This window comes from Staphylococcus capitis subsp. capitis (genome assembly GCF_040739495.1).
Classification (GTDB): Bacteria; Bacillota; Bacilli; order Staphylococcales; family Staphylococcaceae; genus Staphylococcus; species Staphylococcus capitis.
Genome location: NZ_CP145263.1, coordinates 415,568 through 432,942, shown reverse-complemented (window position 1 = coordinate 432,942; position 17,375 = coordinate 415,568). Strand labels below are relative to the sequence as shown.

Annotated in this window: 14 protein-coding genes, 2 pseudogenes and 1 riboswitch; of the genes and pseudogenes, 5 read left to right on the top strand and 11 right to left on the bottom strand. The window is 33.3% G+C overall.

What is annotated here, in order from left to right:
* Nucleotides 1-21 precede the first annotated feature (21 nt).
* The 11 genes and pseudogenes from V6C74_RS02100 to V6C74_RS02050 form a co-directional block, all read right to left on the bottom strand.
* Nucleotides 22-1,507, bottom strand: a pseudogene (locus V6C74_RS02100) (glycosyltransferase).
* A gap of 355 nt (nucleotides 1,508-1,862) precedes the next feature.
* Nucleotides 1,863-2,732, bottom strand: coding sequence for a UTP--glucose-1-phosphate uridylyltransferase GalU (galU, locus tag V6C74_RS02095; RefSeq protein ID WP_002453977.1), 870 nt, complete (start codon nucleotides 2,730-2,732; stop codon nucleotides 1,863-1,865).
* Between the two features lie 149 nt (nucleotides 2,733-2,881).
* The gene (locus tag V6C74_RS02090; RefSeq protein WP_029625751.1) at nucleotides 2,882-4,240 is read right to left on the bottom strand and encodes a gluconate:H+ symporter; all 1,359 of its coding nucleotides are present in this window, start codon (nucleotides 4,238-4,240) and stop codon (nucleotides 2,882-2,884) included.
* A 64-nt stretch (nucleotides 4,241-4,304) separates the two neighbouring features.
* Nucleotides 4,305-5,846: a gluconokinase gene (gntK, locus tag V6C74_RS02085; protein ID WP_002453979.1), complete on the bottom strand. Its 1,542-nt coding sequence runs from the start codon at nucleotides 5,844-5,846 to the stop codon at nucleotides 4,305-4,307.
* A 25-nt stretch (nucleotides 5,847-5,871) separates the two neighbouring features.
* Entirely contained in the window at nucleotides 5,872-6,552 is a 681-nt protein-coding gene (locus V6C74_RS02080) for a GntR family transcriptional regulator (RefSeq protein WP_002453980.1), read from the bottom strand.
* Nucleotides 6,553-6,769: 217 nt separating this feature from the next.
* Nucleotides 6,770-7,642, bottom strand: a complete 873-nt coding sequence (locus V6C74_RS02075) for an alpha/beta hydrolase (protein ID WP_002453981.1) — start codon at nucleotides 7,640-7,642, stop codon at nucleotides 6,770-6,772.
* A 156-nt stretch (nucleotides 7,643-7,798) separates the two neighbouring features.
* Nucleotides 7,799-8,494 (bottom strand): GTP pyrophosphokinase family protein, encoded by a 696-nt coding sequence (locus tag V6C74_RS02070; RefSeq protein ID WP_002453982.1) that lies wholly within the window; start codon nucleotides 8,492-8,494, stop codon nucleotides 7,799-7,801.
* 144 nt (nucleotides 8,495-8,638) lie between these two features.
* Nucleotides 8,639-9,052: a DUF2188 domain-containing protein gene (locus tag V6C74_RS02065; RefSeq protein ID WP_002453983.1), complete on the bottom strand. Its 414-nt coding sequence runs from the start codon at nucleotides 9,050-9,052 to the stop codon at nucleotides 8,639-8,641.
* Between the two features lie 75 nt (nucleotides 9,053-9,127).
* On the bottom strand, nucleotides 9,128-11,083 hold the full coding sequence (locus tag V6C74_RS02060; protein WP_172601874.1) for an FUSC family protein: 1,956 nt from the start codon (nucleotides 11,081-11,083) through the stop codon (nucleotides 9,128-9,130).
* Between the two features lie 183 nt (nucleotides 11,084-11,266).
* On the bottom strand, nucleotides 11,267-11,557 hold the full coding sequence (locus V6C74_RS02055) for a putative quinol monooxygenase (protein WP_002453985.1): 291 nt from the start codon (nucleotides 11,555-11,557) through the stop codon (nucleotides 11,267-11,269).
* A gap of 144 nt (nucleotides 11,558-11,701) precedes the next feature.
* Nucleotides 11,702-12,973: pseudogene (locus V6C74_RS02050) on the bottom strand (MFS transporter).
* A gap of 466 nt (nucleotides 12,974-13,439) precedes the next feature.
* Nucleotides 13,440-13,549, top strand: a riboswitch (TPP riboswitch).
* A 78-nt stretch (nucleotides 13,550-13,627) separates the two neighbouring features.
* Here V6C74_RS02050 and V6C74_RS02045 point away from each other — a divergent pair.
* The 5 genes from V6C74_RS02045 to V6C74_RS02025 are packed head-to-tail and all read left to right on the top strand — an operon-like array spanning nucleotide 13,628 to nucleotide 17,280.
* The gene (locus tag V6C74_RS02045) at nucleotides 13,628-14,218 is read left to right on the top strand and encodes a thiamine phosphate synthase (protein WP_002453988.1); all 591 of its coding nucleotides are present in this window, start codon (nucleotides 13,628-13,630) and stop codon (nucleotides 14,216-14,218) included.
* On the top strand, nucleotides 14,211-15,329 hold the full coding sequence (gene thiO / locus V6C74_RS02040) for a glycine oxidase ThiO (protein WP_002453989.1): 1,119 nt from the start codon (nucleotides 14,211-14,213) through the stop codon (nucleotides 15,327-15,329). Before V6C74_RS02045 ends, thiO begins: the two co-directional genes overlap by 8 nt.
* Nucleotides 15,313-15,513, top strand: coding sequence for a sulfur carrier protein ThiS (gene thiS, locus V6C74_RS02035; protein ID WP_002453990.1), 201 nt, complete (start codon nucleotides 15,313-15,315; stop codon nucleotides 15,511-15,513). Before thiO ends, thiS begins: the two co-directional genes overlap by 17 nt.
* 1 nt (nucleotide 15,514) lies before the next feature.
* Nucleotides 15,515-16,282 carry a thiazole synthase gene (locus V6C74_RS02030; protein WP_002453991.1) on the top strand — a complete coding sequence of 256 codons (768 nt, stop codon included), beginning with the start codon at nucleotides 15,515-15,517 and terminating at the stop codon, nucleotides 16,280-16,282.
* On the top strand, nucleotides 16,282-17,280 hold the full coding sequence (locus V6C74_RS02025) for a thiazole biosynthesis adenylyltransferase ThiF (protein ID WP_002453992.1): 999 nt from the start codon (nucleotides 16,282-16,284) through the stop codon (nucleotides 17,278-17,280). The genes V6C74_RS02030 and V6C74_RS02025 overlap by 1 nt, the downstream gene beginning before the upstream one ends.
* Nucleotides 17,281-17,375: the final 95 nt, after the last annotated feature.

Genomic DNA, 17,375 nt, shown 5'->3' with positions numbered 1-17,375 from the left:
AAATTACTGAGAAGCGAAAGTTTACCTTTTTATTTTCTGAAATAATTCTTTATAATTTTGTTTTGCGCTTTCTTGTTTGAGTGTTGCTTTAGTTTCAACTTTTTTAATGGTCTATTGATAATTTTGTCCATATATTTCGCAAATTCTTCAATATTATCTTTTTCAACTAAGTAACCATTCGAACGATGTTGAATAATCTCACTTGGACCATAACACACATCATATGAGATAACTGGACAACCAACTTCAATACTTTCCATAATAGTTAAACCAAACCCTTCATTTTTACTTGTTAATAATGAAGCTTTAGATTTTCTAAATTCATTAAGAGGATTTTCAGTAAATTCATGTATTTGTACATAATTTTTAATACCATATTTATCAATTAAATCTAATAAGTGATTCTTTTGATCACGTTCATCTGCGCCGTATATTTCTAATTTTGTATCATGACCATATGATAAAAATAGTTTATATGCTTCAATTATATGATCTATCTGTTTTTCTGGAGCAAGTCTTCCAATAAAAATAAACCTATTTAATTTTTCAGTATTGTCTATTTTAGGATATGCTTCAATAAAATGTGGTATAACAGTTATTTTATCATTTCCAATATTGTATGATTTTTGAATATCTTCTTTTTGTTTTTGCGTCAATAAAATATATTGGGCTATTTTATGAGAATTGTTTAGTGCAAATTCATATGATGGGCGAGTTATTTCGTTTTTTAAGTGGTTACTATGGAATACCAATATATTCTTAGTTTTTTTAGCTTGATTAAGAAGAGGTTCATCTAATAATCTTGCATCACAAAAAACAATATCTTCATTTTTGAATCGATTTTCGAAATAGTATTTGAACAAATCTTTATTTGTTTTGAAAGATTTTAAATAAATATTATCTTTAAGTATCTGTACGAAATCAACTTGGTCCTTAATTTGTGAATTATAGAATTTTTTACAATAGATATTCCCTTTAATATCAAAATATTCTTCTAAAATCCTATTGTATGTTTTTCGAGAAAAGTATGACTTTCTATGGAGTATTCCATAACTATTATACTCTCTTCTTTCAATTTTTCTTTTTGAAATTGGTGACATTACATCTTCAAATTTTAAAATATTACTATCCTCATAAAATTTACGGTAAAGTACATATGTATCCCCATCATAATATCTAAGTACGTTATCTTTTTCTTTGCATTTTAACCCTGGTATTTCTTTGTTCACTTCATGATAGATTGTTTTTTTCTAAACTTAGTTTTAGGAATTTGAAATAATTTAAACCCTGATAACCAGTCATAAATATTTTCAAATTCAGTGTTTTCAGTAATAAATTGACTATTCAGAAATTTTTCGCAGACTGTTTCATAATTCACATTATAATTTGTAGTTAAAATTTTATTACGTATATTCATTTCCTTATCTAAAAATTTCACTCGCTTCAAAAGTGATTTAGTTCTACCACCATGTGTAAGTGGCAAAGTGGAAGTTACCGTGTATATCATTTTTCAACTTATCTCCTTTAACAAAATCTTTGTTTACCTTCATTTAAGTGATTAGTTAATAATAATCAAAAATTTAGATATTATTTTCTAATCAAATATCCCAAGCAACACACCAATATATAAATTATTTCATAAGTTGTTAATTACAAATATATAGTATACACTATATTTATTAATAGACGATTATTTACTTTCCACTAAATATAAAATTTTACTCTTTAAGGGGATAAATATGTAAAAAACTATTTTCGTATCTTGTAATATTTATAGAGTAATATTATTAATAATCGAGAGACTATTTTTTATGAATTATGATGCATAAAAGCGACTCTCCATTATGAGAGTCGCTTTTACTTTATTTAATATCTAATTCTTTTAAAAAACGCTTAAGTTCATCTTTCATACTTTCGTCTTTTAGTGCGTATTCAATAGTAGTTTTTACGAAACCTAACTTTTCACCAACATCGTAGCGGTTACCGATAAAGTCATATGCAAATACTTGATGTTCACTATTCATTCTTTCGATAGCATCTGTGAGTTGTATTTCATTACCTGCACCTTTTTTCTGTGTTTTTAAATAATCAAAAATCTCTGGAGTTAGGACATAACGTCCCATAATTGCTAAATTAGAAGGTGCTGTACCTTGTTCAGGTTTCTCAACAAACTTCTGAACTTCGTAACGACGTTCTTTTTTAGATAAAGGATCAATAATACCGTAGCGATGCGTTTCTGACTCTGGCACTTCTTGAACACCTATCACTGAATTACCAGTTTCTTCATATACTTCCATTAATTGTTTAATAGCTGGTGTATCAGATTCAACAATATCATCACCTAGAAGCACAGCAAACGGTTCATCACCTATAAATTGACGAGCAGAATAAATTGCATGTCCTAGACCTTTTTGCTCTTTTTGTCGTACATAGAAAATATTAGCTAATTCAGTAGAATATTGAACTTTTTCTAATAATTCAGTTTTACCTTTATCTTCTAACACCATTTCAAGTTCTTTTTGATTATCGAAATGATCTTCAATTGCTCGTTTGTGTTTTCCGGTAACGATGATAATATCTTCGATGCCTGCACGTGAAGCTTCTTCTACTATGTATTGTATTGTTGGTTTATCCAATATTGGTAACATTTCTTTAGGCATAGCTTTTGTAGCTGGTAAGAATCTCGTACCTAGGCCAGCTGCAGGTATAATTGCTTTTTTAATTTGTCTCAATATGTAAGCCCCTTTATTTATATTGTTTATCGTATTCATTTTAAAGTGTATCATTATTTAAAATGCTTTCATAGTAGAGTTAACCCCTTCACTAATTTACTTAGTGAAGGGACTGTTGTTCATATCGATAATCATTCGGTTATATTTAATTAAACAAATAAACTGATAAATAGTATGAAAATAATTCCAGAAACAGAGATGATTGTCTCTAGTAATGACCACGTTAAGAATGTTTCTTTAATCGTGAGACCAAAGTATTCTCTGAACATCCAGAAACCTGCATCATTGACGTGGGATAGGATAACACTTCCTGCACCAATTGCGAGCACAACTAATGCAACGTTCGTATCTGAATGATGTAATAAAGGTATCACAATTCCTGTTGTTGAGACCGCAGCAACTGTAGCTGATCCAAGCGCGATACGTAATACAGCTGCCACAATCCATGCGAGCAATATAGGTGACATGTTGGAACCTTCAAACATTTTAGCGATGGTGTCTCCAACGCCTCCATCAATTAACACTTGTTTAAATGTACCGCCACCGCCAATGATGAGTAACATCATACCTATAGGATAAATTGCATTTGTAACGGATTCCATAATATTCTCCATCTTACGTTGCCTCATTACACCCATGGAGAAAATCGCAAAGATAACCGCAATTAACATTGCTGTACCAGCTGTTCCTATAAGATAAATGATTTGTTCAAACCAGTTTGTTGGATCTTCATGACCTGTCACTAATTGCACAATTGTGGAAATTAACATTAAAATAACCGGTAATGTTGCTGTAAGTAAGCTAATACCAAAACTTGGCATTTCTTCCTCTTTGAATTCTTTTTGAGTACCTAATGAAGTAATATCCCCTTCGCGTCTATAAGCACTAGGAATTATTTTTTGAGCCATATGATTAAAGAATGGGCCTGCGATAAGTGTCACTGGAATTGCAATGATGATACCGTATAATAATACTTCACCAATATTAGCTTTAAGCTCTTTTGCTATCACGACAGGCCCCGGATGTGGTGGTAAGAAACCATGAGTTACTGATAATGCTGTAACCATTGGTAGTCCTAATTTTAAGATTGAAACATTTGCCCGCTTAGCTACTGTAAATACGAGTGGTATTAATAGTACCAAACCAACTTCAAAGAATAATGCAATACCTACGATGAAAGCAGCGATTAGCATAGCCCACTGAACATGTTTCTGACCAAATTTAGCGATGAGCGTATCTGCAATTCGAGTAGCACCTCCACCATCAGCTAGTAATTTACCTAGAATCGCTCCTAACCCGAAGATGAGCGCAATATGACCTAAGGTACTACCCATTCCATTTTCAATCGTTTCCATAATTTTATTTAAAGGCATTCCTAATAATAGTGCCGTAATAATTGAAGTAATGATTAATGAAATAAATGTATTTAATTTCAAGAATATAATTAAAGTAAGTAAGATAACAATCCCGAGTACAACACTTATGAGTGGCCAAATTTCTCCAAATATAACATTCCCCTTCTTTCTCTTTTAAATGTCTGAGTTACAAGTTTATAGTTAATCCTCTGTGTGCTTAATTGCTTATATGTTTACGTTGGAAGTTTGCTATTTCACTATAGCTTTCAGTTATAGAACGACTTATATTGATAAAGATTTTAACAAGCTCTTGATAAATTGCTACAGTATCTTCATTTGGTTGATGAGCGTTCGTTGTTCCTACCATTTCTTCTATAACAGAGAAGTCATCAATTTCCCCTATTGCTTTCAGTCCTAGTACACATGCACCTAAGCATGAACTCTCATAACTTTCTGGCACGATAAGATCAGTATCAAAAATATCTGCCATCATTTGTCTCCAAATCTCACTTTTAGCGAAACCACCTGTCCCTTTAATTGTATTTGGTGTCTCATTCATGACTTCAATTAACGCAAGATATACAGTGTATAAATTGTAAAGTACACCTTCTAATGCTGCACGTATCATGTGTTCCTTTTTATGAGAGAGCGTTAAACCAAAGAATGAACCTCTAGCGTCTGAATTCCATAGTGGGGCACGTTCACCAGCAAGATATGGATGAAAGATAAGACCTTCTGCACCTGGTTTTACTCGACTAGCAATTTGCGTTAACACATCGTAGGGATCAACACCTAAACGCTTAGCAGTTTCTACTTCACTTGCAAGAATCTCATCACGTAACCATCGTAGAATCACTCCACCATTATTCACTGGACCACCAATGACGTAGTGTTCATCATCTAAAACATAACAAAATATACGACCTTTATAATCTGTACGTGGTTTATTTATAACTGTTCTAATGGCACCGGATGTACCGATAGTCACTGCAACTTCACCTTTTTTATAGCTATTAACACCTAAATTCGAAAGTACACCATCACTTGCTCCCACAACTACTGGAGTATTTTCATCAATATCCATGAGCTCGGCAAAACGTTTCTTCATGCCAGTTAAGATATGGGTTGTTGGTACAAGCTCTGGTAATTGATCTCTACTAATACCTAGTAGTTTTAGCGCTTTTTCATCCCAGTCTAATTGTTCTAAGTTGAACATCCCAGTTGCTGACGCCATTGAATAATCGATGACATACTTATCAAATAATTGATAGAAAATGTAAGTCTTAATATCAGCAAATTTAGCTGTTTGATTATATATGGCAGGTTGTTCATGTTTCATCCAGAAAATCTTAGATAGTGGTGACATTGGATGTAACGGTGTACCTGTTCGCTGATAAATTTCAAAGCCATTATATTCATTTTCAATTAAATCAGCATAGCGACTTGAGCGGTTGTCAGCCCAAGTTATATTCTCAGTTAAATGTTTATTTTGAGCGTCCATTGCCACTAAGCTGTGCATTTGAGCACTAAATGAAATTAACTTAATATCTTCTTTCGAAATACCAGATTCTCGAACGATGTATTTCACCGTCATTAACACTGCATCAAATAAATCATCTGGATTTTCTTCTGATACTTCTACATTGGGTGTATGTAAGTCATAACCAATATTATGTTTCATTATAAATTGACCATTTTCATCGTAAAGTACAGATTTAGTACTTGTAGTTCCGATATCAACGCCAATCATATATTTCATTATAGGGTCCCTCTCTTCCAAATCTTTAACGTAACCAAAAACTTTCTATATTTTTTCCAACGTCATCAAAGTTTAAGTGAAACGCTTCTCTTAATTTCTCAGCATCATAATGTTCAATTGCTTCTATAAATACTTGGTGGTTGCGATGAATTCTTTCAAAATCTTGTTTGTCTGTAGCCATTCGATGTCTCATAGATAGTAATATGAGCGACTCCATTACTGGCTTCAAGTGATTCCAAAATGTTTTAAGATATTGATGATTCGCAGCATAAATGATGACTTCGTGAAATTCAAAATCATGTTTTGTAAATGCCTCTGCATCCTCAAACTGAACCGCCACTTTCATCATTTCTAATTGTTTCTTCATTTCTTTAGCTATCGCTTGTGTGTCATGACCTTTTAATCTTGAAAATGCGAAAGATTCAAGCATGAGACGTAAATCATACATTTCTCTTATCTTTTGATCTCCAAAAGATAAAACTTGAGCTCCCATACGTTCAAGATGTATTAATTGGTCAGTTTGTAACAATTTGAAAGCATCTCTAACTGGAGAGCGACTAACATTAAATTGCTTGGCTATTTGATTCTCTGTTAATAATGTGTCAGCTAAGATTTCTCCGCTTACGATTCCTAAACGTATTTCAGCTGCAATAGACTCTCCGGTTGTTAAACCTTCCATCCACTTTTTAGGATAGCCATAAGTCATTGTCTCCACCCTCCAAACTTGAACATCTTAACTTGTATACAAGTATGATAATATACACGTTTTTATTTTGCAAGCGCTTTCTTTAGTTGTTATTATTTTTCAAAATAAAAAACCTTAACGTAAAATTACGTCAAGGTTAGTATCTGTTTTCTATTTAAGTTTTGGAAACTTCAACACAGAAATGTGTTTAAGACGCCCTTCCGTCTAGCTTTTTCATTTAATTCGAAATCCAATTTTTAATGTGGTCTACTACGCCTATTTGATCTTTAGAAGTTGTTTCCAACACACTAGGAAAATCGATATGACCTATTCCTGGATATAATATTTCCTTTGTTTCACCGCCCAATTGTTTAAACTTTTCAAGTGTGGCTTGTGAATCTGTGTATGGAATAATTTGATCTTCTTTACCAGACATGAACATGATTTTAGGGAACTGCTTTATTTCATCTATATCGGGTAAGTAATCTGTCTTAATAGTATAGAGTATGTCGGTAATGATGGTTTTTATTGGGGCGACATATTGTATTAAATCTAACGCATTCTCTTTATGAGCATAAATGGTTTTGTTCAAGATGTATTGAGGAAGATTTTTAACTGCTTTCACTTCGTCCTTCAAAATATCTCTCTTACTATTATTTGTAAATAGACGCGCGAGCATACTAGCATCTGGGGTAATTTTAGCTGCGCTATGTAAATAAATAAGATGAGTAATCGGGAGAGTATTGTATTTAAGTAGACGCGTTGCAATCATACCTCCCATTGAATAACCGACGATACTTAATTCGTGAATTTGTTGTTCCCCAACCACTTGCGTTAAGACATCATAAATACGTTCAGAGTAATCATCAAGCGTGTGTGTATCCCTGTCTAAATCAGAACTCTTTCCTCTACTAGGACAATTCACAAAGATCATTTTATATTCTCTAAAATAAGGTTCGAACATTGTCATTATTTTATAAGTTAATAATGCTCCATGGATAAAGACAATTACATTATTAGAATTCATATCTCCTGCGTATGCGACTTCGCTATATTCATCTTTGAATCGTTTCAGTGGATAAACCTTAGTTGTAAAATTCTGCTTAATCATAAATAACCTCGTATTTCTAATATATCAATTAAAATAATAATAACATATAAATAATTTTTATATAAATATAGCCAAAATAAAGTGGTTATTGAATTTAACATAATTAAAACCATCTGTGTGACCAGATGGTTAATAAAATTCATTCTATAATACACTTTAATTACTCGATATCTCTGAATGTATTTGTTGCATCTTACTTTCAACATTTGTAATATCAGTCGCACATTGTTCAAGTAATCCTTTATACTTTTCAGTGTCTGCGTCATTCTTATATCGAATCTTATGTTCTAAACTTGCCCACATATCCATACCAATTGTACGAATTTGAATTTCTACTGGGGTCACTTCTACAGCATCAGCTAAAAAGACAGGAATGGATACCACAATATGCAAACTACGATAGCCATTTTCTTTGGGATGTTCAATATAATCTTTTCGTTTCAACAATTTAACGTCTTCTTGTTTGAGTAGCATTTGTTCAATCACATAAATATCATCTAAATAATTACAAATCACTCGAATACCTGCAATATCCATGATATTCTCTTTGGCGCTTTGTGCACTCACTTCAAGACCTTTACGACTTAGTTTCTTAACTAAGCTGTGCATTTCTTTAACTCGTCTTTCCATATGATGTATGGGATTATGTTTAAATTGATAGTTAAAGTTTTCATCTAAAATACTTAACTTCGTACTAATTTCTTTAAGTGCGGAAGAATACACATGGTCTAGTTCAACAAAACCTAATAGTGTATCAAATGCTGCCTCGCTATCCTGAAAGTTGTTTAAACTATTTTTGAATTCATTTCTTAAGTCTTCGACATATAATGAAGGCTTTCTTTCTACGTACATATATCTCGACCTCCGTTTTCTATATACCTCCATTATATCGGAATTGAAATCGATAGAGAAACGTTAGCCCATCATACTTTCGCCTCATTTAAGTAAGCAAACTAAAACCGCATAAGTATGAGCACTTACGCGGTTCAATTTAATCTATTCATCTTTTTTATGTTCGATGACTTTAGTTCCTTTATTGTCAGCAATCTCGTTCGCACGTTTCACGGCGTCTTGCTTTTGATCGAATGTATCTGAAGCTTGTTTAGCATCTTCAGTTTTAACTTTCCATTCATTGTCTTCGTAATAAACATGTATATTTTCATCATTTAATTTTGGATTAGCTGACTGATCTTTCTGGTGTTGTGTGATATGTTTATTCTTTAATTCATCTAATTCTTCTTTAGACGCGTCTTTATACCATTTTTCAGCTTGTTGTGTAGCAATAGGAATCACGTCGCCTTCTTTATAGCCATCTTTTAGCATAGCATTTCCGATGTCAATTGCCTTCTTACGTTCAAGTTCATCGAAATTTTTCCAACTTTGTGGGTAATCGTCCATTGTCCAAGGCATAACTTTACCTCCCAATAAAATAACTTTTAATAGTATTTACCACTATCGTGAGTTATTAAACGAAAGGTACGCTTACTAACCTTTTGATTGAGAGTCATTTGAAGTATGATGTTCTTCTTCATTTTCTGTGATATCTTTACGTGCGTGAACACTGTTACGCTGAATATTAATTAATGCTGATCGAATATAATTATATTGAGGTAAATGACTTAACTCTCTTTCCTCTAAACTGCCTTGTAGTTGGAAATGCTTGGCAATATTTTCAAACGCTAAAAGATACTCACCCATTTGCTCATCATCGATAGTTATACGATGTTTGTTATTCATCGCTCTTTCTAACATAAAACTAATTTCCTCTAACGCAAAGATACTTGGATAATAATATCGCACAACCTCTTTATTACTGAACAATTCTCCGTTGGCAGAATTATACATTTGATTGACGTTGCTAATTTTTACGTTTAAATTTAAACGTTCTCGCTTATCTACTTCATTCGTTTCGTATTTATTTTTAGAAAATAAATAATGAAATAGCGTGGCTTCTTTACGAACTAGTTCTGCAATCGCTCCTGGTAACATTGAGGAGGCCGTATTTCTGGCAACTAAGAATATCCCTATAACAGTTATGACAATACCTAATATAACGTCGATAATACGAGTATAAGCAATTTCTATACTTAAGTTATGCGAAGCTAGACCATTCAGCATAATTACTTGCGTAGTAATGAAAATAACAGCAAATGCATAATTTGCCGCAACAAATGCTTCAGTTATCACTGCTGAAACACCCATGATTAATATTGCAATTAACGGATTAATGTTTAAGGCTAATATTCCTGACAAAATAAGGGCGCCAATAATTGTACCTATTCCTCTTGCTAATGCACGGTCAAGTGAACGGATTGTCGTCATATTTGAAAGAAGTACAGTATGTGCTGAAAGTGGTACCCAATAAGCCTTTTGAATATTAAATCCTAACGCAATAAAAATTGCTATAGCCATAATAACTGTATATTGTAGTGCATTTCTAAAGACGATTGAATCAAAAGTTAAGTTTTGATAAATACGTTTACTATAGAGTGGTTTGCGAATATCAGCTTCATGTTCAATTTGATTGTCGTTCGCATGTACCATTTCATCGATTTTCAATATATGATTCAATAAATTTTCAAATTCTGAAGGTACGTCCACAGGCTTTGTCCATGGTCTTGAAGTTCGAGGTTGTTGTATTCCATTATAAATATGATCCATCATTTCAATAAGATCTTGTGGAATAGGACGAACATTTTTCTCATTTAATTCGAGTAACTCTGAATAGATACCTTGTGCTGCAGTATGTAGGAGTATTAACTTTTGGAAACGTGAACTTAACTTTCCATTACCACCTGATGTAGAAGTGATAAGGAGCTTTTCCGATGTTCTAAATTCAGTTACAGCATTTCTCGCGTATGTTTTAAACGCTTCAGGGTCATTATAATGATGTAACAAGTTATGAATTGTAGCAAAATCCGCGTTAATCGCTCTATCTTCTGCTTTAACTTTGGTAAATAAGATGGTTAACATTACAGTTATTGTCGCTAATATACCACCAATAAGAATGCCTAACCCACGTAGTAATGCTTCTTCTGGCGCATGAGGTAAATTAATAGGCAAACAATATGTTACTAAGAAGAAGGTAGAAGACGGTCCAGCTACTTTGAGTGCATTAAAAATATAATACGGTACCGCAACTACAACAAGTAAGATAAGACCAAATACTATCGGCTGTATAATCGTTAACGTACCTAACATCATACAAAGTGAGAACGACAGTGAGCAGATAATAACTGTTCTTAACATAGATTGCGTTGAGCCTTTAAACACATAGACATGTGCAAGTGTACCTGTTGATATTAATAAGCCAAAATTGAAAAATCCAAAAAAATAGCCTATTAAAGCAGGTATAATAAGTAATAATCCTTGTCTTAGCCCTTTATAATAATCAATTTTAGATTTATCAACACGGGTCAGTGAATTAAGTACGTGATTCACTTTAATCTTCCTTTCTAATTTACATCCCCAAATAAGAACATAAGAAAGAACGAGACAATTTAATTTTATGAGTTGAATAACATTGTCTCGTTCATTTTTTATAATCTATGATGTTCATAAGTGTTGCATTTACTTACCAATTATAACACTGATTATTCATTTATGTTGAACGTGCGAATTGAATTATTTTTCTACTGTTCGACTTTCATCTATCTTAGGTTCCTCAGTAATAAACTTACTAATATTTTGGCTAAATGTTTGGAAGTGTTCAGATTGATTGTGTTCTTCAACAGCATTTTCATCTTTATAATTTTCAACGACCACAAATGTATTCGCTTCGCTTACATCTTCATAGTGATGATAGAATAAATTTCCTTTTTCTTGTCTAGAATGTTCCACTAAGTCAGCCATTAATTGTAAGTAATCTTCGCGTTTATTTTCATCAACTTTAATCTTAGCATTAATGATAATCATATGAATCATCTCCTCAACTTCTTAACAGTTTAATACATAGATAACCTGAAACATCATGCTTTAAACTCTTGTAAATTCAGAAGAAAATAAAAAACATACTAAGATGAGTGGTTTGGGAATCTTAGTATGTTCGAGATAAAAATATTAATTTGATTGTTCTTCATCTACAACAAGTGGTTGATCTGGTTTAACGAAGAACCATAGAATAGCAGCTATAACTGCAGGAACAATTAATAATTGTAATGTCATTGACCAACCTAGTTGATCGACTACTATACCGGCAAGTAATGGGCTAATTAGTGCGCCGATGTTCCCCCATAAGTTCATCCAACCAGACACTGTGCCTGAGAAGTTACGACCAAGGTCAGTCGCTGCTGCCCAGCTCATACCCATTGAAATACCTACGCCACCTAAACATAAGGATAACCAAACAATTGTCATGTATAAGTTATCAGTATGAACTGCTAAAAAGATTGATACAGAGAACACTACAAATCCAGCGATAGCAATCGCACCACGCGCTACAAATCGTGACTGCCCAGAATTTAAAATTTTGTCTGAGATTGCCCCAGCTGAGAGTATAAGGAAGAACATAAACAACCATGGCAATGAACTGATTGCCATATCTTTGAAATCCACATGATATTGCTCAGCCAAATATGTTGGTAACCAAATTAAGAATAATGCGATAACGAATTGTACTACAAAATATTGTAGTGCAATTGCATAGAAACTAAAGTGACTTAAGAAACGTTTCCAAGGTGGTAAAGACTTTTCAGTTGCAACAATATCACGATGCTCAGTGATATATTTCTTCTACGCTTCACTTACCATTTTGTGATGCTCAGGTAAATCTTTAGCAATGATTGCCCATAAGATAGCCATAACAGTACCAACTGCACCAAAGATATAAAATGCTGCTTGCCAGTTAAAGGCATTAACAATTGCAATTGTGATAATCGGTGCTAGTACTGGTCCAAAATAAGACCCAGCTAGAAGAGCACTCGAAGCTCTTCCTTTTTCGTTTTTAGCAAACCAAAATGAGTTAAATACAGCATTCGATGGGTACATTGGGGCTTCACCCACTCCGAATAAAAATCTTACAAAATATAATAAACCGTGATGTTTAATCATACCTGTCAAAATTGTGAATGCACTCCACCATACGAGAGCTATAGTAATCATTTTACGAGGACCAAATTTCTCAGATAACATTCCAGAAGGCACTTGCATAAATGCATAACCTAGTGAGAAAAATGAGGCTAATAAACCAAATTGTGTTTTTGTCATACCTAAATCTTTCATCATTGGAGCTGCAATATATGAAATATTAGACCTATCCATATATGCAATTACACCGATGAGGAAGAACCCAATTGCAAAATACCAGCGTACATTACTGCGTTTTTCATTCATATTTGTTTCCTACTTCCATTTAAATTATGTTGTTTCTATATAAGATGTCGTTAAGTTTCAGAAATTCCCTGCGATGACTGTTAAAACTACCCTTTTTAGAACAACTTTTTAAAGTTGTAGCGCTACAATTTTTATATAATATAGCACGTTGTGAAAACGGTTACAATAGTTTAGACGAAATTTCTTTAAAAAATGTATATTTTTCGTATATTTTACTGGAATCTCCAGTTTTAAGCATGTGATTTAGATTCACTTATATAATGGTGTCTAAAACCATATTTTTTATAAAATTGAGTAGCTTAAAACATTAAAGTAATTATTTTTTATTCATTATATGAAGCATATATGTAATTTTATGCATAAATTGAATATGATTAATAAAAGCTAAAGAAGTTTGAAGAATATTCCTAAAAATAGTAAACTGAATTCAAAGAAAAAGTTTGAAATTTTTTGATACAATTTCATATCAATCCACTGGAAGTGCCTTTGTTTAGGGCTGAGAGTAAAGAAGTGACTTTATAATTCCTAGAACCTGATCCAGTTCATACTGGCGTAGGGAAGTGGCGACAAGAGAGTTTTAGGACTTATATAGATGATTTAAGCGCTATTTCCCATTCAGGGAGGTAGCGTTTTTTTATTTATAAATTTGAGGTGATGCACATATTTATCGCAATAACTTACGATAAGACACTTACAACACAAGACTTAGAACACTTCTTAAATATCGAGGAAGGTATTGATGCCCTATTAATTCGGACGTCTATGCCAAAAAATGAATTAAAGAAGATTTTGATTCAACTCATTAACCAAGGTTTTCCTAAGGATAAAATGATTATTCATAGTGACACGGCATTATTAGAAGAATTAAACCTTAGTCGTATTCATTTTAAAGAAAATGTTAAAACAGCTTTTGCATATAAAAAATCACATCCAGAAATCCAAGTGGGTATGTCCACACATAGCATAGATACTATTTATACATGTATAGATGAAGGAATTGATTATGTTTTTTACGGTCATATTTTCCCTACTCCCTCACATCCGCATGACGCGCCACGTTCACATGATGAAATTGTAGAAGCATTAACTCTACCTATACCTATTTATGCTATCGGAGGAATTTCTGAACAAACGATTTCAAAGCTGGAATATGGATTTGATGGTATTTGTGCTATTTCATTTTTCATGAATGCGTCTTTAAAAGAAATTAAGGAATTAAGAAGGAAGTGGTTGCAACATGCATGATGTACTTATTATTGGCTCTGGTGTCATAGGTATGTCAATTGCTAGACAATTAAGCGCAACAAATTATGACATCGCGATCATCGACCGAGATGTTCCAGGTAAACATGCTTCATATAAAGCTGGAGGCATGTTAGGAGCACAAAATGAGTTTATTGAAGATAACGATTTATATAAATTAGCCATTGAATCGCGTGGGATGTTTCCTAAATTAAGCGAATCTTTATTAAATGAGACTGGAATCGACATACAGTTCAAAGATTCAGGACTTATTAAGATTGCTAACCAAGAAGATGACCTCGAATCACTCACACGTCAATATGAGTTCCTTAGACAAATGGATTCTAGTGTCAAACTACTATCCAATGATGAACTTATACAGCTTACCAATGGGAATGTTGAACCAGCTTATGGCGCAATTCATATACCAAATGATGGTCAAATCAATGCTAATAAATACACGAAAGCTTTGTTTAAATCGTTACAACAACATCACATCACACGATATTATCACCAAGAGGTTCAATCGATTGATAGAAGAAATGGCTACTACGCTGTGTGTACTGACCAAATGTCACCTATTGAAGCACATAAAGTGATCATTGCAAGTGGTGCTTGGTCCTCTCAATTATTAAAAAACTACTCTCTTCCTAGAGAAGTCATTGGAGTTAAAGGCGAAGTTCTATTACTGGAACATGATGAACTAGAACTTAAAGAGACATTATTTATGACTAATGGATGTTATATCGTTCCAAAACAACCCAATCGTTTCTTAATAGGAGCAACAAGTGAATTTAACAATTACTCTGTAGGCACATCAAAAGGCGGTTTAAATTGGCTTTTAGATCATGCAAGCGCTCGTGTTCCAGAACTTAAGAATAGTCGTGTTCTAAAAGAATGGTCAGGTGTTCGTCCTTACACGAATAATGAAATGCCAATGATGGATCAAATTGATGATGGCTTGTTCGTTGTTACAGGGCACTACCGTAATGGGATTTTATTATCTCCCGTAATTGGACGCGATATAGCAAATTGGTTAATTTCTGGCATTAAACCACCCCGTTATTCAAGCTTTAGTGTGAAAAGGAGGAACAATTATGAAGTGTATTATTAATGGAGACTCATTCAACTTTGACCAAGAACAATCAATTTATGATGTTTTAACAGCGCTAGAATTAGATCCTAAGCGCGTCATCGTTGAATTCAATAAAGAATTAATTAAACAAGATAAGTATCATGAACATACTGTTAGAGAAGATGATCGATTAGAATTATTAGAAATTGTTGGAGGCGGATAAAATGTTTAAAATTGGAAATTTAGAATTACAATCTCGTTTATTATTAGGTACTGGTAAATTTGACAATGAAGATATTCAATCACAAGCGATTGCAGCTTCAGAAACCAATGTTTTAACCTTTGCTGTTCGTCGTATGAATTTATATGATCGTGATTTACCTAATCCTTTAGCTAACGTTAACTTAGAAGACTTTATTACTTTTCCGAATACAGCAGGTGCTAAAACAGCTGAAGAAGCAATTAGAATTGCTGAAATTGCTAACCATGCAGGTGTATGTGACATGATTAAGGTTGAAGTTATTGGCGATGACGAAACGTTACTTCCTGATCCATTTGAAACATATGAAGGTTGTAAGGTACTTTTAGAAAAAGGATATATCGTATGTCCATATATCTCAAATGACCTCGTCTTGGCGAAACGTTTGGAAGAACTAGGTGTACATGCAGTCATGCCACTTGCATCCCCTATTGGAACTGGTCGTGGTATTAATAATCCACTTAATTTAAGTTATATTATTGAAAATGCAAATGTACCGGTTATTGTTGATGCAGGTATCGGTTCACCGAAAGATGCATGTCATGCAATGGAGCTAGGCGCTGACGGTATATTACTCAACACAGCGATTTCTGCAGCTAAAGATCCTGTTAAAATGGCTGAAGCAATGAAGCTTGGAATTAATGCGGGTAGACTTTCATACGAAGCTGGACGTATACCAGTAAAATATACTGCACAAGCATCAAGCCCTACTGAAGGTTTAGGTTTTCTATAATGTCACGCTACGATAGACAAACGAGATTTCACCCTTTTGGCGAAGACGGACAACATCAACTCTCTACATCACAAATACTTGTCTTTGGTGCTGGAGCTCTAGGGAGCCATATCATAGACCAGCTTGCTCGCATGGGTGCTAATCATCTTACAGTTATAGACATGGACATCGTTGAAACATCAAATTTACATCGTCAAACGCTTTATGACGAAGAAGATGCCTATCATCTTGTTTCTAAAGTTGAAGCTGTAAAAAATAAGGTGAGTCAAACCAACTCAGAAGTCACTCTTACTGCTTATGATGTTGAAGTCACTTCTTCAAATATTGAGGATATCGTAAGTGAGATTAATCCAGACATTATTATTGATGGAATGGATAATTTTAAAGTGAGATTTCTCATAAATGAAGTGTGTCATAAGTATGAAATACCGTGGGTCTATGGAGCAGCTGTAGGTAGTAAAGGAACTGTTTACGGCATTGATTACCAAGGTCCTTGTTTAAAATGTCTCATGCAAACCATACCTGAGACTGGAGAAAGTTGTGCTATTAATGGTGTTCTCCCACCTATTGTCTCAATTGTAGCAAGTTATGAAGTGGCTGAAGTGATTCGCTACTTAAGTGGAAAAGGATTTTCAAAGCAAATGATTACCATCGATGCGTTTGATCTTAGTTATAAAGCGATGAACGTAGATATATTGAAGAATGATGAATGCCCAGTGTGTGAAAACCATCAATATGACTTATTAGAAACAAAACAAGAAAATACTATTGAGCAAATGTGTGGTCATACGTACCTATTTAGAATGCCTAAACATGCATTTGATTACTCAAATCATTTCCCTGGAAATATTGTAAAAGCTACTTCATTCGCTAAACTTATCAAATATGAAAATTATGAATTTACTCTATTTAAAGATGGACGTATGAATGCTTACGGGGTTCATAGTGATGAAGAAGCTAGTGGTTTATATCATACTTTAATCAAATCTATTCGATAATTTCGTACAAATTAGGTTTGCCTTTATTATCAATTTTAAGCAATTATTGTTATTATCTATTATAATTAACATACAATGTATTAACATTGCTTAAT

Bases quoted from the DNA above. Each gene is read 5' to 3' on its own strand.
- V6C74_RS02080 (WP_002453980.1), bottom strand. From the start codon at position 6,552: ATGACTTATGGCTATCCTAAAAAGTGGATGGAAGGTTTAACAACCGGA.
- V6C74_RS02065 (WP_002453983.1), bottom strand. From the start codon at position 9,052: ATGCCTTGGACAATGGACGATTACCCACAAAGTTGGAAAAATTTCGAT.
- thiO (WP_002453989.1), top strand. From the start codon at position 14,211: ATGCATGATGTACTTATTATTGGCTCTGGTGTCATAGGTATGTCAATT.
- V6C74_RS02025 (WP_002453992.1), top strand. From the start codon at position 16,282: ATGTCACGCTACGATAGACAAACGAGATTTCACCCTTTTGGCGAAGAC.
- V6C74_RS02075 (WP_002453981.1), bottom strand. From the start codon at position 7,642: ATGATTAAGCAGAATTTTACAACTAAGGTTTATCCACTGAAACGATTC.
- gntK (WP_002453979.1), bottom strand. From the start codon at position 5,846: ATGAAATATATGATTGGCGTTGATATCGGAACTACAAGTACTAAATCT.
- V6C74_RS02045 (WP_002453988.1), top strand. From the start codon at position 13,628: ATGCACATATTTATCGCAATAACTTACGATAAGACACTTACAACACAA.
- V6C74_RS02070 (WP_002453982.1), bottom strand. From the start codon at position 8,494: ATGTACGTAGAAAGAAAGCCTTCATTATATGTCGAAGACTTAAGAAAT.
- V6C74_RS02030 (WP_002453991.1), top strand. From the start codon at position 15,515: ATGTTTAAAATTGGAAATTTAGAATTACAATCTCGTTTATTATTAGGT.
- thiS (WP_002453990.1), top strand. From the start codon at position 15,313: ATGAAGTGTATTATTAATGGAGACTCATTCAACTTTGACCAAGAACAA.
- V6C74_RS02055 (WP_002453985.1), bottom strand. From the start codon at position 11,557: ATGATTATCATTAATGCTAAGATTAAAGTTGATGAAAATAAACGCGAA.